The following is a 19,797-nucleotide window of genomic DNA, read 5'->3' on the forward strand; positions in this document are numbered from 1 at the left end:
TGACGCTCTGCGTCTTGATCCCGCTGGGTTGGCGGATCTTCAAGTGAACAGAATGGCAGCCTGCCTACGAACCACTCCAAACCTGCTCCTCGGTCCATCCCAGCTCCGCGAACTCCGCAGCCCGCAACGGCGCCTCACCCGCCGAGAAAAACTCGTCGAGCTGCGGCGGGCTCACCGACGTGCCGCTGAGCATCGCGTGGGCCTGACCGCGGTGGTGCACCTGGTGCTGAAACAGATGCAGAAGCAAGCGGTCCATCCGCTCGCGCTGGATGGAGGTGCCGCGATGCACGGAGACGATGCGCTGCAATCCGGCGCTGTCGAGCGCTTCGACGACTTTGAGCAAGCGCCCGTCGACTGTGGCCTGCGCTTGCTTTAGCGCGGCAACGGTTGCGCAAGGCTCCTGGTCCGCCCAGGCGGCCGGGCCGAGCGTGCCGCCTTCCATCGCGTCGACGTAAAAGTGGTCGATGATCAGGATGTGGTTGAGCGTGGCGCGCAGGCTTGGGAAGAAGCCGGTGCGCTTCGCGGTGAATTCATCCGACGACAGCCCGAGACAGGCGGTGAGCAGCCGGTGGTTTGCCCAGGCGTTGTTGTACGCCATGGTGCGGTAGGGAAGCAGGTCATTCATTGGCGTTGTCAGCCAGTAGCCCGCATGAGCGCAGCGATATGCGGGAAACGATGATGAAGGTCCCGGATATCGCTCCGCTCCTCCGGGCTGCTTGACCTCCAGACCGAGGCCTTCGGGATATTTGTTCACGCAACATAACAGTATCTTAAACGAGCACAACTAAACGTAGTTCTTATAGTTCAAGGAGCTTGCCGTGGAGTCGTTGCAAGGTATCGAACTCATTTTGATGTCGGCGACCACTCCGCCCGGCATCGCGGTGTTGTTTTTCGCATTTTTGATCTCGTGCCTCAGCCGGGTCTTTTTGCGCAGCAACCTGCTCAAGAATCTCTACCTGATCCTCTCGTTCGGCCCCTTGCTTTACCTGTTGATACTCGGCATCGCGTTCGGCATCCCTTCGATTGCACCCAGCAACATTGTGCTCGTAGCCGCGTTGCTTACAATGTTCCTAGGTGTGCCATTCAGTATTGGCTGGTTACTCGGCTGGTCGATTGCGGTTCTCCTGCAGACCGCAAGTAGGGCGGAATAGCGTAAGCGTAATCCGCCGCCGTTGTGGCGAGAAAGGTGGGTTACGCCTTCGGCTAACCCACCCTACGAAGCTCATCCTACTCCGCCGCCTCTCGCGTCGGCGCTTCCAGCACCTCCAGCACCTTCGGCGGCGACATCGGCAGGGCGTAGAAGCGCTTGCCGAGCGCGTTGTAGATCGCGTTGGCGACCGCGGCCATCACGGGCACCAGCGGCACTTCGCCGACGCCCTTGACGCCTTGCGGATGCTTTGGGTTCGGGATCTCGACCATGATGCAGTCGATCATCGGCAGGTCCGAGCAGACCGGCATGCGATAGTCGAGGAAGCCGGGATTATCGACCTTGCCTTCCCGCGTGTAGATGTATTCCTCGTTCAGCGCCCAGCCGATGCCTTGCGCGACGCCGCCCTGGAGCTGGCCCTCGACATAGCCGGGGTGAATGGCGCGGCCGACATCCTGCACGGCGGTGTAGCGGATGACACGCGCGATGCCGAGATCGACATCGACCTCGACGTCGCAGACATGCGTGCCGAAACCGCCGTCGGCGCCCGTGGTGTTGAGCTGCACGCCGGCCCCGATAGGTCCGCCCATCGCGGGCGCCTTCTCGGCGAGTTCCTCCAGCGTCAGCGGCTCGAACTGGCCGGCGTTCGGGCTCACCGGATGCGCGGCGCCGTTCTCCCACTTCACCGCCTCGGGATCGATCTCCCAGATTTTTGCGGCGCGCTCGCGCAGCGTCTGGATGATCTTTTCGGTCGACTGCGTCACCACCATCGAAGAGGCGAACAGCACGCGGCTGCCGCCGGTGAGGTTGGAGAAACCGACCGTCTGGGTGTCGCCGATGATGACGGAGACGCGGCGATAGTCGATGCCGAGCAGCTCGGCGCAGATGTTGGCGATGCCCGCGCGCGACCCGCCAATGTCAGGATGGCCCGTGGTGACGACGACGTTGCCATCTTCGGTGATGTTGACCTGCGCGGAGGATTCGCCGCCGGCATTGAACCAGAAGCCGCTAGCCACGCCCCTGCCCCTCGGCTTGCCGTGTCCGTCGCCGAGCGGCGCGGCGTAGTGCGGCGAGGCTTTGGCTGCTTCCACTGTCTCGATATAGCCGATGCGCGGAAACACCGGACCGTGCGCGGCCTTGGTGCCTTCTTTCGCGGCGTTCTTCAGGCGGAAGTCCAGCGGGTCCATCTTCAGCGCTTCGGCGACTTCATCCATCACGCATTCGACCGCATAGGCGCCGATCGGCGCGCCCGGCGCGCGATAGGCCGCGACCTTCGAGCGGTTGGAGCAGACGTCAAAACCCTCGGAGAGCAGGTTCGGGATGTCGTAGGGCGTGAAGCTGCACCCGGCAGCGCCGCGGATCGGCGAACCCGGGAACGCGCCGGCCTGCAGATAGAAGGTGCCGTGCGCAGCGACGATTTTTCCATCTTTGGTCGCGCCGATCTTCACGGTGCTCTTCGAGCCGGATGTCGGGCCGGTCGCGCGCATCACTTCCTCGCGCGTCATCACCATCTTCACCGGGCGGCCGGATTTTTTGGCGAGCAAAGTCGCGAGCGGTTCGAGATAGACGATGGTCTTGCCGCCAAAACCGCCGCCGATCTCGGCGGGAATGGCGCGGATGTCGCTCTGCGGGATGCCGGTGAGATAGGCCGTCATCGCGCGCACCATGAACTGGCCCTGGCTGGAGCTCCAGATCGTGGTCTTGCCGTCAGGCGCCACCGAGATCAGGCAGGCATGCGGCTCGATATAGCCCTGATGAACGGGACGCGTGGTGAAGGTGCGCTCGATGACGACGTCAGCCTTCTTGAAACCTTCCGCGATGTCGCCCTTCTTGTGCTCGAGGCGGCCGACGATGTTGGACGGCTTGCCGTCGAACTTGTTGAACTCGTGCAGGATCGGCGCGCCGGGCAGAATCGCGTCGTCGATCTCGATCGACCACGGCAGCACCTCGTAATCGACCTCGATCAGCTCGCAGGCTTCGGCTGCGATCGCTTCCGTGGTCGCGGCGACGGCGGCGATCGGGTGCCCGGGAAACAGCGCCTTGTCGCGCGCCATCACGTTGCGGCACATCCAGCGCATGTCCTGGATGCCCAGCATGACAGCGCCCTTCTCGATCGGGAAATCGACGATGTCGCGCGCGGTGACGACGGCTTTTACGCCCGGCAGTTTTTCGGCTTTCGAGGTGTCGATCGATTTGATGCGCGCATGCGGATGCGGGCTGCGCAAAACCTTGCCCCAGATCATGCCGGGCATGGTGGTGTCGGCGGCGAACTGGGCGCGGCCGGTCACCTTGTCCATGCCGTCGGGACGGATGGTGCGCTGGCCGATCCACTTGTTGTTGGTGACGAGGTTCATTGGGCTGTCTCCCGCAATTTATTGCGCGCGCATTTCGGCAGCGGTTTCCATCACCGCGCGGACGATCTTGTCATAGCCGGTGCACCGGCAGAGGTTGCCGGCGAGCCAGAAGCGGACCTCTTCCTCGCTCGGCTTCGGGTTCTTTCGAAGCAGCGCGTCGGAGGCGACCAGCATGCCCGATGTGCAGATGCCGCACTGGAGCGCGGCCATCTCCAGGAATTTCTGCTGCAGCGGATGCAACTTCTCGCCCTGCGCCATGCCCTCGATGGTGCGGATTTCGTGATCTTGCGATTCGACCGCGAGCATCAGGCAGGAGCAGATCAGCCGATCGTCGAGCGTGATCGAGCAGGCGCCGCAATCGCCGGATGCGCAGCCTTCCTTGGAGCCGGTGAGATTCAAGGTTCCGCGCAAGGCGTCGAGCATGGTGTCGCCGGGCTCGCAGAGGAATTCCATCGGCTCGCCGTTGATGGTGGTCGTGACGTGAACTTTGGCCATGAAGCTTATTTCCCTGTAGCGCGTTTGGCGGCAATCGCGGCGGTGCGCTTGAGCAGCACGCCGGCCACCCTGGTGCGGTAGGCGATGGTGCCGCGCTTGTCGTCGATCGGACGGCAGGCGGCCGAACAAGCAGCGGCGGCTTTCGCCAGCGCGGCGTCGTCGAGCTTTGAGCCGATCAGCGCCTCGGCGGCGTCTTCGACCAACAGCACGGTCGGTGCCACGGCGCCCAAGCCGACACGCGCGGCAGTGACGGTGCCGTCCTTGATCGTCAGGCTGACGCCGACGCCGACCACGGCGATGTCCATCTCGGTGCGCGGGATCATTCGCAAGTAGGCATCGCTGGAGCCGGGTGGACGCGGCGGTAGTGTGAAGCTCACTAGAATCTCGCCGGGCTTTAAGTTGGTGCGCCCGGGACCGGCGGGCACGTCCTCGACCTTCATCTCGCGACGGCCGTCCGGGCCCTGCACGGTGACGACGGCGCCGGCCGCGACCATCGCGGGCACGCTGTCGCCGGCGGGCGAACCGTTGCAGAGATTGCCGCCGGCGGACGCGCGGCCCTGCACCTGCTTGGAACCGATCAGGTTGACGGCCTCGAGCACGCCGGGCCAGGCCTTGCCGAATGTCTTGTGTTCCGCGAGCGCCATGCCGGAGACGGCGGCGCCGATGCGGAAGCCGCCATCGGCCGTCTGCTCGATCGCGGTCATCTCCGGGATTTTCTTGATGTCGACAATCACGCCGGGTCTCAGCACGCCGGATCGCATCTGCACCAGCAGGTCGGTACCGCCGGCCAGGATGCGCGCAGCGCTGCCGGCTTTCGCAAATGCGCCAATCGCTTCGTCAAGCGTATCAGGCGCCAGATATCGGAGTTCCGTCATGGATCCCGCAATCTCCCTCTTGTCTGCCCGCCCCATATGGACGATCGCCTTATGTTTGTTGGCCCGGCAGTGCGGTCCAAGCCTACACGGGGATGAACGGTTGGAACAGCCTGCGAGATCAGGTTGATACGGCAGGCTCCTATGCGCGTGGCGGGGCTTGCGGGCCGGATTGCTCCGAGGTGGGAGGGTGGGCAAAGGCGCACTTGCGCCGTGCCCACCATATTGATTGAACTGGCTTGTTGATTGAACTGGGTTGCTTTGAAATGGTGGGCACGCTTCGCTTTGCCCACCCTACGGTCCCTTTCGAGCTGGTGACATTGATGCTGCATCTCAGACTCCTGCTTGCTGCGGCGGCATCCCTGTCCCTTTCATCCCTCGCCATCGCCCAACCGGCCCCCGCTCCTGTCAGGCCCGCACCCGCCCGGCCGTCTGTCGTACCAGGGCAGCAGCCGCCGGCCGCCGCTGCGCGCTCGCCCCGTGCGGCGGCCTGTCACAACGGCATGCCGTTCGACCGCTTCCTCGCCGATCTCAAGCAGCAGGCCGTGGCCGAGGGCGTCTCGCAGCGCGCGCTTGCCGAGGCCGCACCCTACCTCACCTACGACCAAAGCATCGTCAACCGCGACCGCGGCCAGCGCGTATTCGGCCAGGTGTTCACCGAATTCGCACGAAACAGGGCGTCCGATGGCGCGGCAAAAAATGCGCAGGCGAGAATCCGGATGCATGCGGCGGCGTTCAACCGCGCCGAGAAGGAATATGGCGTACCATCAGCGGTGATCGCCGCGTTCTGGGGGCTGGAGAGCAGTTTTGGCGCCGAGCTGGGCAAGCTGCACACGCTGCCGTCGCTGGTGTCGCTGGCCTATGACTGCCGCCGCTCGGAGATGTTCCAGAAGGAAACCATCGCCGCCTTGAAGATCATCGACCGCGGCGATCTCTCAGCATCTGAGATGATCGGCTCATGGGCCGGCGAACTCGGCCAGACGCAATTTCTGCCAACGCACTACTTCAACTATGCGGTGGATTATGACGGCGACGGCCACCGCAACATGCTGCGCAGCGTGCCCGACGTGATCGGCTCGACCGCGAACTACATCGCCAACGGACTGAAGTGGCGGCGCGGCGAGCCGTGGCTGCAGGAAGTGCGCGCGCCGGCGAACTTTCCGTGGGAACAGGCCGACCTGACCATCAAACTATCGCGCGCAAAATTCGCGCAGCTCGGCGTCACCTATCCTGATGGACGACCGTTGCCGAACGACGACATGCCGGCCTCGCTGCTGCTGCCGATGGGCCGCACCGGGCCTGCGTTCCTGGCGTACGCGAATTTCGCCGCCTACACCGAGTGGAACAACTCGCTGATCTATTCGACCACCGCGGGCTATCTCGCGAGCCGCATCGCCGGCGCCGCGCCGATGCGGCAGCCATCCGTGCCGGTCGCACAACTGCCGTTCAATGAGCTGAAGGAGCTGCAGCAGCTCTTGGTGCGCGCGGGCTTCAATGTCGGCAAGGTCGACGGCGTGATGGGGCAGTTGAGCCGCACGGCGGTGAAGGCGATGCAGGTGAAATACGGCTTGCCGGCGGATTCCTGGCCGACGGCGGAATTGCTGCTGCGGATGCGCGGGCCCGGCGTGCAGGCGCAGCCCGCCGGCTTGGTGATGCCGGCGGCGCGGTAGGCCCCGTCGTAGCACCGTAGCCCGGATGCAGCGCAGCGAAATCCGGGGTCCTTGCCACGCGGGTAAACTTTCCCGGATTGCGCTTCGCTCCATCCGGGCTATGGATCCGGCGCTGGACGGTTGTATTTCCTCGCTCGCCTCCCCATCTCGCAAAACACCTCATCGTCCTGAGGTATTATTCCACATCACGAAAAGAGCATCACATGTCTTTCCACGACGCCACTGTGCCCGCCTTTCTGCAGATTCTCGGCAGCCTTTCCGGCTTGCTCACCAAGGCGGAAGCGCATTGCAAGGCGAAGAACATCCAACCCGAGGTGCTGCTCAATGCGCGGCTTTATCCGGACATGTATCCGCTGACGCGGCAGGTGCAGACGGTCTGCGATTTCGCCGCAAAGACCTGCGCGCGCCTCACCGGCAGCGAGGTGCCGTCGACACCGGACACGGAAAAGAGTTTTGAGGAGCTGCAGCAGCGGATTGCGAAGACAGTCGACTATGTAAAATCGTTCAAGCCGGCGCAGTTCGACGGCGGCGACACGCGCGAGGTGACGTTTCCCATCGGCCCGAACAACACGATGACGATGAAGGGCCAGCAATATCTCGTCAATTTTGCGTTTCCGAATTTCTACTTCCATGCCGCCACAGCGCACGGCATCTTGCGGCACAACGGTGTGGAGATCGGCAAGCGGGATTTCCTCGGGGTGAGGTAGTCGGCGCTATCCGCGCAACGAAGCCAGTTCGCGCGCGAGGTTTTCGCGGGCCTGCCGGTCATATCTCGCGGCAAAGACCGCATCGGGAAAGATGACCGGCCGCGCGGCGAACTGGCTGAGCACTTTGGCGCGGCCGGCGCGATAGTCGCGCTCCGGCACATGGATGAACTCCCGCCGGATCGCGGCGGCATACGTGTCGTATCGCGCGGGCTCTGCGCCGAGGATGCTGAGGTCGATCGAGATCAGGATGGCGCCAAGGCGATCGTCAGGCTGCACGTCGTGCGTCTTTGTCAGACGGATCAGGCGGCCGACCTCCTGACGAAGGTCCTCGCGAAGATGCCGTTCGGCTAGCTGCGCCCTCAGCGCTTCATTGTCCGCGCGGGTCGCGTCGTAGACGACATCGTGCCACCAGATCGCGGCGGACAGAATTTCGCGATCGAGCGGCGAAAGATTTTCCACGCGCGCGAGCGCACCGAGACAGTCTTCGATATGCGTGAGGTTGTGATAGTGGCGGCCAGGTGACGTGTAGGCGGCGGCCAATTGTTCGCGGTTCATCCGTCCTCCCCGAAGCAGTGGCGCCGTAGGGTGGGCAAAGCGACTTGTCCGCCGTAGCTCGAAGAGCGAAGGCGGAAGCGTGCCCACCATTCCGCGCGAAGTGCTGGATGGTGGGCACGGCGCTTCGCGCCTTTGCCTACCCTACGAAGTCTTACCGCATCGTGATCGCGAGGCCGCTGAGATCCGCGTTGGCCATCAATCCCACCTGGTGGCCGGTCAATTCCAGCACCGCGCCCTTCTGGTTGGTCAGCACGATCGCGCGCGCGCCGCGGCCCACCGCAAGCCCCGCGCCGGCCGCGCCGTAGACGCCGGCGACGTCGGAGGGGCGATAGATGTTGCTGACGCGGCCGCGCAGCACCGTCTTCGAGCCGCCGAACACCAGGCCGTAGTCGAGGCCGCCGGTCGACAGCGGATAACGGCGCCCGTGGAAATTCAAGACGCCGCCGCCACCGGATCCGCCGATGATCCATCCCGCCTTGTAGATCGTGAGCTGCACAAAACCCTCGTCGGCGCGCGCGGCGGAGGACAGCGTGACGCCGGTCAGGGCCGCAAACGCAAGCACGGTGGCGCGAATGGCGGATGGCATTTTCATGGATCGTATCTCCGGAGGTATCGCAAATCGGAACGTGTCGGGCGGGCTCTGCAGTGCAGATTGATTAGCAACTAACGGATTGTAACCGATCGGCGCAAGGGGCAAAGTGTATTCGGGCGTTTGCGCGATACACGGCGCACGGCATCCCGCGCCGCGCGCCCGACACAATTTCATCACGATTGCACGAACAAAAAAAGCCGGACTGTGAACTGCATTACTTCAACGGGGCGCGCGTCGCGCTATTTCGTGTCCAGCGAATTGGACTGACAAGCGGGACCTTCAAAGCTATCGGCGGGTCGTAAGCCCAGCGCCGCTGCCTTTCCAGCGAGGCAGCGGCGCGTTAGGCTCAACGCACCCGAACCATTCATGAAGGTGTCCCATGGCCCCGATCCAGCACTTCGCGCCGCCCGCCGGCATCAAGTCCCCGCCGCTCTCCTTCGCCACGCGCACCGGCGACCTGCTGTTCGTCTCGGGCATTCCGGGCTTTGACGACAAGGGCGCGCTCGCTGATGGTTTCGAGGCGCAGTTCGGCTTCGTCGTCGCCAACATCAAGCGCGTGCTCGACGAGGCCGGCGCGACGTTTCGCGATCTGGTCAAGGTCAACGTGCTGCTGACGCGCGCCTCCGACGTCGCCACGATGAACGTGCTGTATGCCTCCGCCTTCGGGCCCGCGCCCTACCCCGCCCGTACCACCTGCGTGGTGCAGGCGCTGCCCGATCCGAAAATGCTGATCGAGATCGAAGCTGTTGCGTCGCTGGCGAAGCCGTAGGACGGGTGGAGCGAAGCGATACCCATCGCTTCCTCGCGAGCCGATTGATGGGTTTCGCGGAGCCTGTCATCGGGCGCGCGTTCGCGCGACCCGTTGGCTCTACCCACCCTGTACCCTTGTGGCGTTCGGCACCAGTCGTTGATGTAGACTGGCTGCACGGGCCGATCTGCCGGGAGCTGCCTGACCCACCCGTGCTATGAGCCACCTTCGTAGGACCTGCGCCCCGGTGGAGCGGCTGCGATCAATATCCACTAGGAGGTTTGCGCCAAGAGCGCCAGTACAGGGATCGATCGGGATCGCAGTGGGCCCGCTTTGAGAAGCGAGGAGGTCCAGTAATGGTTGAGGATGTGCGTTGGTTTGTCGGGATCGATTGGGCAACACAGAGCCACCGCGTTTGCCTGCTTGATAGCGAAGGAGGACGCATGGGCGAGCGGGAGTTCGCCCATGGCGGAGCCGGACTGACGGAACTGCGAGATTGGTTGCTGCAGAAGACCGGGGCTGCGCCGGGGCAGATCGCCGTCGCGATCGAGATGCCGCATGGTCCCGTGGTGGAGATGCTGCTCGAGCACGGGTTTGTGGTCTTTGCCATCAATCCCAAGCAGCTCGATCGTTTCCGCGATCGCTTCACAGTCGCAGGCACCAAGGATGACAGCCGAGACGCCCTTGTCCTTGGAGACTCACTGCGTACCGATCGGAAAGCCTTCCGGCAGCTTGCGATCGACAATCCGGTGGTGATCGAGCTGCGCGAGTGGTCGCGCCTCGTGGACGAGTTGCAGCAGGAACGGACGCGTCTGGCCAATCGTCTGCGTCAGCAGCTGTGGCGCTACTATCCGCAGGCGACCGAACTAGCCGATGATGTCGGGGACGACTGGTTCCTGGCGCTGTGGCAAAAGGTGCCGACCCCCGCCGCCGCCGCGAAGGTAACGGAGAAGACGGTTGCGCGCATCCTCAAGGACCACCGCATCCGGCGTCTCGATGCCGCCACCGTGCTGCAGACCTTGCGCAAGACGGCCTTGTTCGTCGCCCCAGGCACGACGGAGGCCGCTTGCGTGCATATCCGCAGTCTCGCGGCGCGCATGCACCTGGTCAATCAGCAGATCAAGGAAGCCCACAACGCCCTGGACGGCCTCTGCGCCGGGCTCGCGGCACCGGACGAGGAGAGCCCGTCGGGGCAGAGCCGTGAGCAGTGTGACGTGGCAATCCTTCGCTCCTGGCCGGGAATCGGCAGGATTGTTCTCGCCACACTGCTCACCGAGGCAGCGCAGCCGCTGCAGGCCCGAGATTATCACGCCTTGCGTGCGCTGGCAGGGGTTGCTCCGGTGACGCGGCAAAGCGGCAAACAACGCTTCGTGATCCGCCGCCACGCCTGCAACAGGAGGCTGCAGACCGCCGTTCATCATTGGTCGCGCGTTGCCATCCAGCACGATGCTGCCGCGCGGCGCCGCTATGATGCCTTGCGGCAGCGCGGCCACGGCCATGCACGTGCGTTGCGTAGCGTGGGCGATCGCCTGCTCTCGGCTCTATGCTCGACCCTCAAGAGCCGGACCCTGTATGATGCCAACCGCGGGAGTTCGCAGATCTCCGTCAAACAGTAAGCCTCATTCCTTGGTTCGGCCGCTTGCGACCATTCCTTCGTCCCGACCTGCCGAACCCGACAGCGACGCGCGCAGACGCTGTCCAGGATGCCATCGGCACCGGCGTAGCCGGCGCGGAGCGTCCTGGACGGCGGCGAGCACGGCGCTACGCTCGTCATTCAAGGACGCCCAGCTCCTTGACGAAAGCTAGGAGGTCCTACGAACCCCTTACGGCTTCGGCATGGTTTCCTTCAGCTGATCGCCGACGAAATTCGCCGCATGGCGATAGGCGGCATCGTTGTCGCCGCGGAACGTCACCGTTCGCTGCATCAACAATTTCTCGGCTTCGAGATCGAGCAGCTGGATTTCGCCCCATTGCACCAGCGTGCTCATCTTGCGGATGCCGCCATAGACGACCAGCCGGGCGCCGGCCCGGCGCGCGGCGGCGATGAAAACATCCTGCGACATGCTGGTGGCGGTGCAGGGTTGATCGCGGCATTCGATCGTCACCACGCGATAATCGCTCTGGGCCGCCAGATTATCGCGCAGCAATTTTGCAAACGATGCCACGCGCGCGAGATGCTCCGCGCTCTGGTCCGCGACCTCGCCGGAGGTGTCGAAATAATCGAAATCCGCCACCGCCACCGCAATCGGCGTGGCGGCCGGCGATCCGCCCGATGGAAATGACAGCGCCGCCACCGCGCACAGCATCAGCACGGCTCTTGCGCCGCTGCGCAGGCCTGGCGCGCGCCATCGGGTTGCCGTTTGCATCATGCTTCGTCTCCTTCACCTGCGACGGCGGCGTCATCCCGCTACCGCCGGGCCTGAATCATAACAGCGCGCGGGGATTTCGCTAAGCCATTCCACCACGCTGAACCTGTGCGTTTTGATTTCTTTCGTAGGCCGGATGGAGCGCAGCGTAATCCGGGCTACATTAACGGCTGCGCAGGGCGGCTTAGCGAAAGCGTAATCCGCCTTCCAGGCACGACGTTCGGCGGGTTACGGCTTCGCCTGACCTGCCCTACGACAATCGCCACCACCTTGTACTAACGGGCACGCTTGCTATCCTCCGCCAAAACCAAAAGCAGAGGAAACGCCACATGCCCCTTCTCCAGAATCACATCGCCGTCATCACCGGTGCAGGCTCCGGCATCGGGCGCGCCATCGCGATCGGCTATGCCCGCGAGGGTGCGCGGGTCGTGCTGCTCGACAGGGACGAGAAGGCGGCAGCCGAAGCGGCAAGGGAAATCGGCGACAAGGCCGTCAGCTTTGCGCTCGACGTCGCCAGACGCGAGGACTGCGTCGCAATGGCAAAGCAGATCGCCGACAAGGTCGGGCAGGTCTCGATCCTAGTCAACAATGCCGGCATCGTCCGCCGCAACGGCATGCTGGGCGCGGCCGAGGCCGTGATCAACGACTGGGAAGACATCATCGCGATCAACCTCACGGGTGTTTTCAACGTGACGCATGCGTTCCTGGCAGCCCTGCGCGCCAGCAAGGGACGCATCGTCAATATCGGCTCGATCCAGTCCTTTGTGCATGTGCGCACGCCTAGTTCGCCGGCCTATACAGCTTCCAAGCACGGCGTGCTCGGCTTCACCAAGGCGCTCGCCGCCGAACTCGGCAAGGAAGGCGTCCGCGTCAACGCGATCGGCCCGGGCTTCATCGCGACGCCGCTGAACGCCAATGCCCGCGCCAACAATCCCGACCTGGTGAAGACATTCATGGACCACACCCCGTTGGGACGCGCCGGCACCGCGGAAGACATCGTCGGCCCCGCGATCTTCCTTGCCTCTGATCTTTCTGCCTACGTCTCCGGATCGATCGTGATGGTCGACGGCGGCTACCGGGCTGTGTGAGCGCTTCATGTCCAACGCCCCGCATTTCGACATCGACGTACCGAGCTTCTGGGCCGATCCCTATCCCGCACTGGCGCAGATGCGCAAGGAGGCGCCGATCGCGTTCGTGCCGCAGCTCGGCTCGACCGTGTTCACCCGCCGCGGCGACATCTTCACCCAGGAGAAGCGCATCGACGTGTTCTCCTCGCACCAGCCGAACGGGCTGATGAATGTGCTGATGGGCCACAACATGATGCGCAAGGATGGCGATGCGCACATGAGCGAGCGGCAGGCGATGTTTCCCGCCGTGTCGCCGCGCACGGTGCGCGACACCTGGGTCCGCCAGTTTCAGGCCCATGCCGACCGCATCCTCGACGAGCTGGCGCCGAAAGGCTCTGCCGATCTCTGTAAAGAGCTGGCGCTGCCGCTGTCGGCCGAATGCCTGAAGGACGTCACCGGGCTGACCAACATGCGCTACCAGGACATGGACGCGTGGTCGCAGGCGATGATCGACGGCATTGCCAATTACACCGGCAACAAGGAGGTCGAGGCGCGCTGCCATGCGGCGACCGCGGGCATCGATGCCGCGATCGACGACATGATTCCGGTGGTGAAGCAACACCCGAACACCTCGATCCTGAGCGTGTTGCTGGCATCAGGCCAGAACATGGAAAGCATCCGTGCCAACATCAAGCTTGCGATTTCGGGCGGGCAGAACGAGCCGCGCGATGCGATTGCCGGCGCGACGTGGGCGCTGCTGACGCATCCCGAACAACTTGCGCTGGTTCAGAACGGCAAGGCAAAGTGGCTCGACGCGTTCGAGGAATATGCGCGCTGGATCGCGCCGATCCAGATGTCGCCGCGCCGGGTGGTAAAGCCATGGTCATATGGCGGCATCGACTTCGAGCCGGAAGACCGCGTATTCTTCATGTTCGGCTCGGCCAATCGCGACGAGGCCTGCTTTGCCGAGCCGGATCGGTTCGACATCACCCGCGACACCCAAAAGAGCATCGCCTTCGGCGCCGGTCCGCATTACTGCGCCGGCGCGTTCGCATCGCGCGCCATGGTGGCCGACGTCGCGCTGCCGAGTGCATTTGCGCGGCTCAAAGGCCTGCGGCTGGACGAGCGCGAACCGGTTAGGATCGGCGGCTGGGCGTTTCGCGGATTGCTCAATCTGCCGGTGAAGTGGGACGCGGGCTGATCGTGGTGAGCTTCTACTGGCGCGGACATTCCCGGTAGCCGAAGCGATCGATGATCGTGCTGCCCGGAATGGTGTGAAACGCCAGCGTCTCCATGTAATGATTGTCGATGAGATACTTGCGCAGTTTCTCATTGTAGGCGCTCAACATCCGCTGCGTGGAGCCCGCATGAGTGGTTGGGGGACTTCCGCTTTGACACGCATTCCGGACCCAAGTCGGACATCGCGTGAGGTCCGCAGTGCCCAGGTTCAGCCATTCGGTATCGAACTGGCGGATCGGCGCTTTCTACTCTTGGTCGACACCAGTCGGCACCCAATCCTGGGGAAGCCTATGCCATGGCTGATCAGGAAAACGTCGCGCTGTTTCCTCCTTGACCTTCCGCTCGCGCCAGATTGGTCCGCCGATGTGCCATTCAGCTTCTTCTTCTCCGAAGTCGGCAGTGAGGCGCTGTGGAATGTGATACTCCGCGTCCCAGACAGCGATAATCTCCATGTTCTGGATCGCGGGATCTTCGACACGCGTGTCATGGCTCGGCTTGCCGCCTGCCCATACCGTTACGTTCAACGTTCCTACCGGCCACTGAACTGAATAGCGCATCTTCTGCAACCCTTTGTGCAGCGGGAAACGGCCCAGATTCTTCCATCGACCGGACCTCAATGCTCGGCCTATGGATGGATGGGCAACGACGACTGTCGTCATCACGTTCGACGACAAGACACCTTCCGGCCCCGCCAAATTGTGCTCTCGATGCCGGAAGAAGCCGATGGCTTTGTCCGGTGTCACCTGGCCGTAGTAAATCCAGCCGGCTTCGCCCGCTATCGCATAAAGGGTTCCCGCCCTTAGATCGGCTCTGGCTTTAGGGTCAGCATCGAACATGGTGCAACCGGAGGAGGCAGGTCATCGCGGCAAGGATCCGCAGCAGCAACCATATCCATAACAACCGTCAGGCGTAACGTCGCTATGTCGCAAATGGGTCATTCGCGTCGGTTTGGCCGGACCACGGCGACTTCCGGTCTGCCCCGGTGAACGGACATCTTCAGGATAGGCGGGGATGTCTCAAAGGTGCCAACAGGCGACATTGAAGGCTTGGCTCGGAGATCGCCAACAGAGGCGCGTCCATCTCACCGCCGCGCGGTTGTTGCCCCGCGTCTCCAGCTCCACCTCAGTTTACCGGACCGGGCTGGTTACTCGTTCACGCACAACTCGCCGCGAGCGTGCGTATCAAATCCGCCGCCTTGCCGACCAATGCCGGTGAGAAAAATGAGCCGACCGGTGGAGTTGCTGAATCGATCGGTTCCCTTGACGATCTTATCCAGTTGGCTGAAGGCCGGCGACTCGGTTTCGTACACGCCAGCAGTGCTGGTCGTGAATGTTCCCCCTTTTGCCGTGACTAGCACCGTTCCCGCGTAAGATTGCAGTGTTTTGGGCAACGAAGGCAGTCCTGCTGTTTCGGCCATTCCGTGCGCCGTGAAAAGCCACGTTGCGCCGCTTAGAGCGGGCTCGTTGCTCACGACTGTTCCGACAGTGCAAAGGTCGATCTGGCTTAAGCAACCTTCTTTGGTCATCTGAAGCGCAATTGTAGCCTCGAAGTTTCGGCACTGCGCGGGCTGTTGTGCGAAGCCGGCGCTTGTCGAAAGTGCAAGGATCAGGGTCGAAAGAAAGGCAGTTTTCATCACGCCCTCCTACTGATGTGCAATCTTGCTGGTGTGCACTCTACACCCGATTGGATGGGTAAACGAGAGCGTGCCCGGGTCAACAACAGAACTCTGGGTGGCTGCGGCGTGGCCCAGCGAAGGCCGTCATGTGTGACCGATTGCTCGCTTGACTCGCGCGACCTCGCCGCGGAAAATGGAAGTAAATTTGATGCTTCCCGAACGCGCGGGAGGATGCCATGTCGAGGACCTTGGTCGCGGTGGCATTTATGGTGATGGCCTTGGCGCAGGGACAGGCCAACGCGCAGGTGGCGCGCGTCGAATACCACCCGTTCAACTCGATCACACTGAGCGACGCGGAGTTCCTAACGGGCAAGGAGGGCCGCCCCGTAACACTCGCCGGAGAACTTCGCATTCCGCGGGCTGGGCAAGAGAAGCTCGCTGCCGTAATTCTCCTGCCTGGAGGTGGCGGCATGGGCGGGGCCGGAGGCATGATCGATGAATGGTCGCGGGAGCTAACCAAGATTGGAATAGCGACCTTTGCCATTGATAGTTTTTCCGGACGCGGCCTCGTCAGTGCGTTTGGCGGCAAACTTGGTCGATTAGCGATGGTTTTCGATAGCTACCGCGCCCTCGAGCTCCTCGCCAGGCACCCGCAGATCGACTCGGGCCGAGTTGCCGTGATGGGCTTCTCGTTAGGGGGGATTGCGGCGCTCCGCGCGAGCGTAACGCGCTTCCAAAAGATGCACGGCCCCCAGAGCCTGCAATTCGCGGCCCACGTCGCCTTCTATCCCGGTTGCGATACGACGTTCCGCGCCGGCGATGATGTCGGTGACAAGCCGATTCGTATTCTTCACGGCACGGCTGACGACTCTTTTCCAATCGGACCATGCAGGGAGTACGCCGAGCGTCTCGCCAAGGCCGGCCGCGACATTCGCCTGATCGAGTACCCGGGCGCGCATCATGTCTTCGATGCGCCGGTGTATCGTGAACAGCGGGTGCTATCGGCACCCACTGTGGGATATTGCCAATTGGTCGAGGGCGACGAAGGGCAGATCCTCAATCGCGCTACCGAGCAGCCATTCCGTTTCGGCGATGCCTGTGTCAGAAAGGGCTTCACACTCGCCTACGACGAAGCGGCCAGTGCGCAGGCGCGGGCGTTCATCGGCGAATTTCTGAGTGCCACGCTTGCAGTAAAATGATGTCGTGCCGGTCAGGCATCGTCTAATCAAAGTCCGGTTTGGGTCAAACGCGTCGGTTTGACCGTGTACCGACGACCTCCGCTCTACCCCCGCCAACGGACATCGTCAGTCCGGCCTGTCAGGTCCGAAAAGTGCCTGAAGCGGACCTCGGAGCTGACGGCAATCATATCGTGTGGAGCCCACGGACGAGACTCAAAGTAAGTCACCTGCCTTGTGCCATGTCCAGAAGCTCAGAAAGCCGACATCACGACTTGGCGCCTTGATGCTCCAAAAAATCCTCTGCCGATCTGCGTGTCTGTTCTGAAGCAAGGGGGTGTTCAAGTACTGCGCGTAGCTCTGATAGCCACGCCCCTCTTTGGTCGCTGGACAGATTAGCATTGAGCACACGGTTGATCATCCAGACGGTGAGGTGAGTCGGCTGGCGATGAACGGAATCGCGCAACAGGGGCAAATAGCCGGGGATTGCCTCTAGCTCGTGAACGAGCGGTCCGGGTGAACCAAACTCAGCGTCGGGAAAACGTTCGAGCAAGCTGAACATTGCCGGCGCAACACGATCCCGACCGGGCAATGAACGAAAACCTTCGAAGAGCTGGTAGAGGCGAATATCTGTGTCGTCGGGCGACGGTTCAAATGAGTTCAAAGCTACAATTACAGTGGTGATGGGATCGCAAACTTCCATTGGCATACCGCCTACCGGAGCTGAAGCTGGTAAGGCTCACAAATTAACCTCTAGCTTTGGGGCTACGCAAGCGGTCCCGTTGTCCGCATCGGGTCAGATTCAGAAGTCCAGACGCGCAACGGGGCAGTCCGCCTCCCTCAAGAACAGACGCTGTCAGCCGGGCTTGTCAGGTCCGAAAAGTGCCAATGACGGAAAGAAGCATTTTGATACAAATCGTGCGGACGCGGACAGGCGCGCACAAAACCGCCCCACGCTTTGCGAGATTTTGACGGAAGTAACTGTTGCGCTGTTTCACGCCCGCTCTACGGATATACGGCCTGCGCGAGGAGGGGCCGATTTTCAATTTTATTGTGACGTATTTTCAATATGCAATCTTCAATCCGTTTGGTTTGCTGGGTGTTTGCGCTGGAGCACTGGCCTGCTCCTTGGTTGCTTCCCCATGGCGCCGCCCCACGCCCGTAGACTGGCTTCTGGCGTTGATTGCCAACTCTGCTCATTTAGCTTTTCTTTATGTCGCTCTAGCCGGACCGTCACAGCTAAACCTTGTAATACTTATTACCGTTTTTGGGGGTGGTGTTGGCTTCGGTCTAGGATGGGTCTTGCGCTTGATTTGGCTCACCATCTGGCCCAGCAGAGTTATCTAGGACGCGTCGCGTCTGTGTTTGCTTCGGGTCATTCGCGTCGCATTGACGGTGTACTGATCACTTCCGGTCGGCCCCGATCACCGGACATCTTCAGAACCGGTCGGCATGTCTCAACGTGCCCCAACAGCAATCATGGCGCGCATCCCGAGTTGGAAGCGACGGTCGCAGAGGAGAGCGCCACCGATTTGCGTGAGTGCGGTGATAGCCCTTCAAAATGAAGTTCGAAGTGAACTGAGGTGGAGGGGTGGGTCGCCCCATAAATTGACCGGATCACAAAAGAAAAGGCGTTGATCAATTCCGTCTCCGGCAATCCGGACCGTCAGCGGGAGAGCTGTGATCCGGCGGGAGGCGGCAGGCGAGAGTCGATCTTGGGCTGCGGAGGTTTGGGCTGCGGGATCGAGGCGGCCTGCTGGGCTGGGGCTGGGGCCGGAGGCGTGGATGACATCTTCTGTCTGACGTTCTCCTCAGCCGTCCGTAGTGCCGCAATGTTCTGGGCCATCTGTTCTTGCCTGGCAGCGAGTTGTTCAACGCTGCGCCGCACGGCATCGAGCGTGGATGCCAGAGGCCCAAGCTGCCGCGTCGTATCAGTGGACGTCGCAGCCATGACCGGCGACTTCGTCGTCGAGACGGGAAACAGCAAGCCCAGCACCGGAGCCTGGGCTACCAGCACCTCCTTTGCTTCATCACCGTAGGACTGCCAGCCTAGCGTGCCGCCGACACCGATGAGAACCGCAATCGAGAACCGGACAAGGGTGCGGAACATCCGCTTGCCAATCGACGGCCGGCCGCTCGCCGGCTGCCCTTCCCCGAAGCGGTAAGGATAGGGAGAATCGATCGACGGCTTCACGCGCCGCCTACCCGTGTGCTGGTCGGATCGGACGTCCGGATCACGCGCATGCCCGCCGAACAAAGTTTCTTCGGCCGTCAGTGGCGGGCTTTGCGAGTATAACATGGGTACCTCCACCGACGGTTCTTCCAAACTCTTGAGGGGAAGAGGCGATCCCGGTTTGACGGAAGGGAGGCAGAGGCGCAGCAGCCCTGGGGCGTTTGTGAGGTCGTCGCACGATAGCAGACGATCGACACATCCGCTGTGAGCCCCCTAGCCGAACCTCGCCCGCGAGCGCTCCCTCGTCTTCTCGGCCTCGACCTCGCGGTCGCGCGGCGCGGCGTTGGTCTGCAGCGATGCCAGCAAGCGCCGCGCACTGTCGGACACTTCGGAAACCGCGCGATTGAACGCCTCGGCGTTGGCCTGCGACGGCGAATTGAAGCCGGAGAGTTTTCGCACGAATTGCAGTGCGGAAGCATGGATTTCGGCGTGGGTGGCCGGGGGATCGAAATTGAACAGGGTCTTGATGTTGCGGCACATGGTTTTCTCCTCTGCACCCGTCGTCGGTCAAGGACGAACGGCCGGTGCAAAATCCGACAGCATGGCCTATTCTGTCATGGATCACGCGGCGCGTTCACCCCTGTCGGCACCTGCAAAACAGCGAGTTCCCGATGACCCATGTGACCTACAAGATCGTCGAACATGACGGCGGCTGGGCCTACACCGTCAACGGCGTGTTTTCCGAACCGTTTCCGAACCGCGCCACGGCACTGGCCGCCGCCCGGCGCGTGGCGGCCGAGCAGCGGGTGCCGGGCCGCACGGAAATGATCGAATACGAAACCCCGGACGGGCGTTGGCACTCGGAGACCGCCGCCGGCAATGACCGGCCGGAGACCGAAGTGGAGGGTTAGTTCGGCGATCTGGTGACGGTGAAATAGCCGGTGTGCTAGTCTCCCTGCCAAGCGGCCCGCAAAACCAGCCGCAGCCTTGGAACAGCAAGCCTTGGCACAGCAAGCCTTGGC

At 62.7% G+C, this 19,797-nt stretch carries 22 protein-coding genes; 9 read left to right on the plus strand and 13 right to left on the minus strand.

What is annotated here, in order from left to right:
• Nucleotides 1-64 precede the first annotated feature (64 nt).
• Entirely contained in the window at nucleotides 65-625 is a 561-nt protein-coding gene (locus tag V1286_RS26240; RefSeq protein WP_334484448.1) for a DinB family protein, read from the minus strand.
• A gap of 193 nt (nucleotides 626-818) precedes the next feature.
• On the opposite strand from V1286_RS26240, the gene V1286_RS26245 reads away from it, so the two are divergent.
• Nucleotides 819-1,151, plus strand: coding sequence for a hypothetical protein (locus V1286_RS26245; RefSeq protein ID WP_334484449.1), 333 nt, complete (start codon nucleotides 819-821; stop codon nucleotides 1,149-1,151).
• 76 nt (nucleotides 1,152-1,227) lie between these two features.
• Here V1286_RS26245 and V1286_RS26250 read toward each other — a convergent pair whose 3' ends face one another.
• Genes V1286_RS26250 through V1286_RS26260 form a run of 3 tightly spaced genes read right to left on the minus strand, consistent with a single transcriptional unit; the run spans nucleotide 1,228 to nucleotide 4,871 of the window.
• A complete protein-coding gene (locus tag V1286_RS26250; RefSeq protein ID WP_334484450.1) occupies nucleotides 1,228-3,501 on the minus strand; it encodes a xanthine dehydrogenase family protein molybdopterin-binding subunit in 2,274 nt (757 codons plus the stop codon).
• 18 nt (nucleotides 3,502-3,519) lie between these two features.
• Nucleotides 3,520-3,996, minus strand: a complete 477-nt coding sequence (locus V1286_RS26255) for a (2Fe-2S)-binding protein (protein WP_334484451.1) — start codon at nucleotides 3,994-3,996, stop codon at nucleotides 3,520-3,522.
• Between the two features lie 5 nt (nucleotides 3,997-4,001).
• The gene (locus V1286_RS26260) at nucleotides 4,002-4,871 is read right to left on the minus strand and encodes an FAD binding domain-containing protein (RefSeq protein ID WP_334484452.1); all 870 of its coding nucleotides are present in this window, start codon (nucleotides 4,869-4,871) and stop codon (nucleotides 4,002-4,004) included.
• 320 nt (nucleotides 4,872-5,191) lie between these two features.
• On the opposite strand from V1286_RS26260, the gene V1286_RS26265 reads away from it, so the two are divergent.
• Nucleotides 5,192-6,538 carry a lytic murein transglycosylase gene (locus V1286_RS26265; protein WP_334484453.1) on the plus strand — a complete coding sequence of 449 codons (1,347 nt, stop codon included), beginning with the start codon at nucleotides 5,192-5,194 and terminating at the stop codon, nucleotides 6,536-6,538.
• A gap of 203 nt (nucleotides 6,539-6,741) precedes the next feature.
• Nucleotides 6,742-7,245, plus strand: a complete 504-nt coding sequence (locus V1286_RS26270; protein WP_334484454.1) for a DUF1993 domain-containing protein — start codon at nucleotides 6,742-6,744, stop codon at nucleotides 7,243-7,245.
• Between the two features lie 6 nt (nucleotides 7,246-7,251).
• Here the strand turns inward: V1286_RS26270 and V1286_RS26275 are convergent, their stop codons facing one another.
• A complete protein-coding gene (locus V1286_RS26275; protein ID WP_334484455.1) occupies nucleotides 7,252-7,800 on the minus strand; it encodes an HD domain-containing protein in 549 nt (182 codons plus the stop codon).
• 151 nt (nucleotides 7,801-7,951) lie between these two features.
• Nucleotides 7,952-8,392 (minus strand): hypothetical protein, encoded by a 441-nt coding sequence (locus V1286_RS26280; protein WP_334484456.1) that lies wholly within the window; start codon nucleotides 8,390-8,392, stop codon nucleotides 7,952-7,954.
• 379 nt (nucleotides 8,393-8,771) lie between these two features.
• Between V1286_RS26280 and V1286_RS26285 the strand changes: the two genes are divergently transcribed.
• Nucleotides 8,772-9,161, plus strand: a complete 390-nt coding sequence (locus tag V1286_RS26285) for a RidA family protein (protein WP_334484457.1) — start codon at nucleotides 8,772-8,774, stop codon at nucleotides 9,159-9,161.
• 335 nt (nucleotides 9,162-9,496) lie between these two features.
• Nucleotides 9,497-10,756 carry an IS110 family RNA-guided transposase gene (locus V1286_RS26290; RefSeq protein ID WP_334484458.1) on the plus strand — a complete coding sequence of 420 codons (1,260 nt, stop codon included), beginning with the start codon at nucleotides 9,497-9,499 and terminating at the stop codon, nucleotides 10,754-10,756.
• A 207-nt stretch (nucleotides 10,757-10,963) separates the two neighbouring features.
• Here V1286_RS26290 and V1286_RS26295 read toward each other — a convergent pair whose 3' ends face one another.
• Nucleotides 10,964-11,509, minus strand: coding sequence for a DUF2380 domain-containing protein (locus tag V1286_RS26295; protein WP_334484459.1), 546 nt, complete (start codon nucleotides 11,507-11,509; stop codon nucleotides 10,964-10,966).
• 326 nt (nucleotides 11,510-11,835) lie between these two features.
• Here V1286_RS26295 and V1286_RS26300 point away from each other — a divergent pair, with 326 nt between their 5' ends.
• On the plus strand, nucleotides 11,836-12,594 hold the full coding sequence (locus tag V1286_RS26300; protein WP_334484460.1) for an SDR family NAD(P)-dependent oxidoreductase: 759 nt from the start codon (nucleotides 11,836-11,838) through the stop codon (nucleotides 12,592-12,594).
• A 7-nt stretch (nucleotides 12,595-12,601) separates the two neighbouring features.
• Nucleotides 12,602-13,774 (plus strand): cytochrome P450, encoded by a 1,173-nt coding sequence (locus tag V1286_RS26305; RefSeq protein WP_334484461.1) that lies wholly within the window; start codon nucleotides 12,602-12,604, stop codon nucleotides 13,772-13,774.
• Between the two features lie 13 nt (nucleotides 13,775-13,787).
• Here the strand turns inward: V1286_RS26305 and V1286_RS26310 are convergent, their stop codons facing one another.
• The 3 genes from V1286_RS26310 to V1286_RS26320 form a co-directional block, all read right to left on the minus strand.
• Complete coding sequence (locus V1286_RS26310) at nucleotides 13,788-13,919, minus strand: hypothetical protein (protein ID WP_334484463.1); 132 nt, start codon at nucleotides 13,917-13,919, stop codon at nucleotides 13,788-13,790.
• Nucleotides 13,920-14,057: 138 nt separating this feature from the next.
• On the minus strand, nucleotides 14,058-14,648 hold the full coding sequence (locus V1286_RS26315) for a hypothetical protein (protein WP_334484465.1): 591 nt from the start codon (nucleotides 14,646-14,648) through the stop codon (nucleotides 14,058-14,060).
• Between the two features lie 308 nt (nucleotides 14,649-14,956).
• Complete coding sequence (locus V1286_RS26320) at nucleotides 14,957-15,445, minus strand: hypothetical protein (RefSeq protein ID WP_334484467.1); 489 nt, start codon at nucleotides 15,443-15,445, stop codon at nucleotides 14,957-14,959.
• A 218-nt stretch (nucleotides 15,446-15,663) separates the two neighbouring features.
• Here V1286_RS26320 and V1286_RS26325 point away from each other — a divergent pair, with 218 nt between their 5' ends.
• The gene (locus V1286_RS26325) at nucleotides 15,664-16,626 is read left to right on the plus strand and encodes a dienelactone hydrolase family protein (RefSeq protein WP_334484469.1); all 963 of its coding nucleotides are present in this window, start codon (nucleotides 15,664-15,666) and stop codon (nucleotides 16,624-16,626) included.
• A gap of 244 nt (nucleotides 16,627-16,870) precedes the next feature.
• Here the strand turns inward: V1286_RS26325 and V1286_RS26330 are convergent, their stop codons facing one another.
• From V1286_RS26330 to V1286_RS26340, 3 genes are all read right to left on the minus strand, one after another.
• The gene (locus V1286_RS26330; protein ID WP_334484472.1) at nucleotides 16,871-17,305 is read right to left on the minus strand and encodes a hypothetical protein; all 435 of its coding nucleotides are present in this window, start codon (nucleotides 17,303-17,305) and stop codon (nucleotides 16,871-16,873) included.
• A gap of 963 nt (nucleotides 17,306-18,268) precedes the next feature.
• Entirely contained in the window at nucleotides 18,269-18,901 is a 633-nt protein-coding gene (locus V1286_RS26335; protein ID WP_334484475.1) for a hypothetical protein, read from the minus strand.
• A 147-nt stretch (nucleotides 18,902-19,048) separates the two neighbouring features.
• On the minus strand, nucleotides 19,049-19,315 hold the full coding sequence (locus V1286_RS26340) for a DUF2277 domain-containing protein (RefSeq protein WP_334484478.1): 267 nt from the start codon (nucleotides 19,313-19,315) through the stop codon (nucleotides 19,049-19,051).
• A 131-nt stretch (nucleotides 19,316-19,446) separates the two neighbouring features.
• Here V1286_RS26340 and V1286_RS26345 point away from each other — a divergent pair, with 131 nt between their 5' ends.
• Entirely contained in the window at nucleotides 19,447-19,686 is a 240-nt protein-coding gene (locus V1286_RS26345; RefSeq protein WP_108518867.1) for a DUF2188 domain-containing protein, read from the plus strand.
• The last annotated feature ends 111 nt before the right edge of the window (nucleotides 19,687-19,797 follow it).

Source organism: Bradyrhizobium algeriense (assembly GCF_036924595.1).
GTDB classification, from domain to species: Bacteria; Pseudomonadota; Alphaproteobacteria; order Rhizobiales; family Xanthobacteraceae; genus Bradyrhizobium; species Bradyrhizobium algeriense.

Excerpts from the sequence above, each read along its gene's own strand:
- V1286_RS26345 (WP_108518867.1), top strand. The coding sequence starts at position 19,447 with ATGACCCATGTGACCTACAAGATCGTCGAACATGACGGCGGCTGGGCC.
- V1286_RS26315 (WP_334484465.1), bottom strand. The coding sequence starts at position 14,648 with ATGTTCGATGCTGACCCTAAAGCCAGAGCCGATCTAAGGGCGGGAACC.
- V1286_RS26240 (WP_334484448.1), bottom strand. The coding sequence starts at position 625 with ATGAATGACCTGCTTCCCTACCGCACCATGGCGTACAACAACGCCTGG.
- V1286_RS26335 (WP_334484475.1), bottom strand. The coding sequence starts at position 18,901 with ATGTTATACTCGCAAAGCCCGCCACTGACGGCCGAAGAAACTTTGTTC.
- V1286_RS26320 (WP_334484467.1), bottom strand. The coding sequence starts at position 15,445 with ATGAAAACTGCCTTTCTTTCGACCCTGATCCTTGCACTTTCGACAAGC.
- V1286_RS26330 (WP_334484472.1), bottom strand. The coding sequence starts at position 17,305 with ATGGAAGTTTGCGATCCCATCACCACTGTAATTGTAGCTTTGAACTCA.
- V1286_RS26340 (WP_334484478.1), bottom strand. The coding sequence starts at position 19,315 with ATGTGCCGCAACATCAAGACCCTGTTCAATTTCGATCCCCCGGCCACC.
- V1286_RS26265 (WP_334484453.1), top strand. The coding sequence starts at position 5,192 with ATGCTGCATCTCAGACTCCTGCTTGCTGCGGCGGCATCCCTGTCCCTT.
- V1286_RS26325 (WP_334484469.1), top strand. The coding sequence starts at position 15,664 with ATGTCGAGGACCTTGGTCGCGGTGGCATTTATGGTGATGGCCTTGGCG.
- V1286_RS26270 (WP_334484454.1), top strand. The coding sequence starts at position 6,742 with ATGTCTTTCCACGACGCCACTGTGCCCGCCTTTCTGCAGATTCTCGGC.
- V1286_RS26290 (WP_334484458.1), top strand. The coding sequence starts at position 9,497 with ATGGTTGAGGATGTGCGTTGGTTTGTCGGGATCGATTGGGCAACACAG.
- V1286_RS26295 (WP_334484459.1), bottom strand. The coding sequence starts at position 11,509 with ATGATGCAAACGGCAACCCGATGGCGCGCGCCAGGCCTGCGCAGCGGC.
- V1286_RS26300 (WP_334484460.1), top strand. The coding sequence starts at position 11,836 with ATGCCCCTTCTCCAGAATCACATCGCCGTCATCACCGGTGCAGGCTCC.
- V1286_RS26260 (WP_334484452.1), bottom strand. The coding sequence starts at position 4,871 with ATGACGGAACTCCGATATCTGGCGCCTGATACGCTTGACGAAGCGATT.
- V1286_RS26255 (WP_334484451.1), bottom strand. The coding sequence starts at position 3,996 with ATGGCCAAAGTTCACGTCACGACCACCATCAACGGCGAGCCGATGGAA.
- V1286_RS26275 (WP_334484455.1), bottom strand. The coding sequence starts at position 7,800 with ATGAACCGCGAACAATTGGCCGCCGCCTACACGTCACCTGGCCGCCAC.
- V1286_RS26250 (WP_334484450.1), bottom strand. The coding sequence starts at position 3,501 with ATGAACCTCGTCACCAACAACAAGTGGATCGGCCAGCGCACCATCCGT.
- V1286_RS26285 (WP_334484457.1), top strand. The coding sequence starts at position 8,772 with ATGGCCCCGATCCAGCACTTCGCGCCGCCCGCCGGCATCAAGTCCCCG.
- V1286_RS26305 (WP_334484461.1), top strand. The coding sequence starts at position 12,602 with ATGTCCAACGCCCCGCATTTCGACATCGACGTACCGAGCTTCTGGGCC.
- V1286_RS26280 (WP_334484456.1), bottom strand. The coding sequence starts at position 8,392 with ATGAAAATGCCATCCGCCATTCGCGCCACCGTGCTTGCGTTTGCGGCC.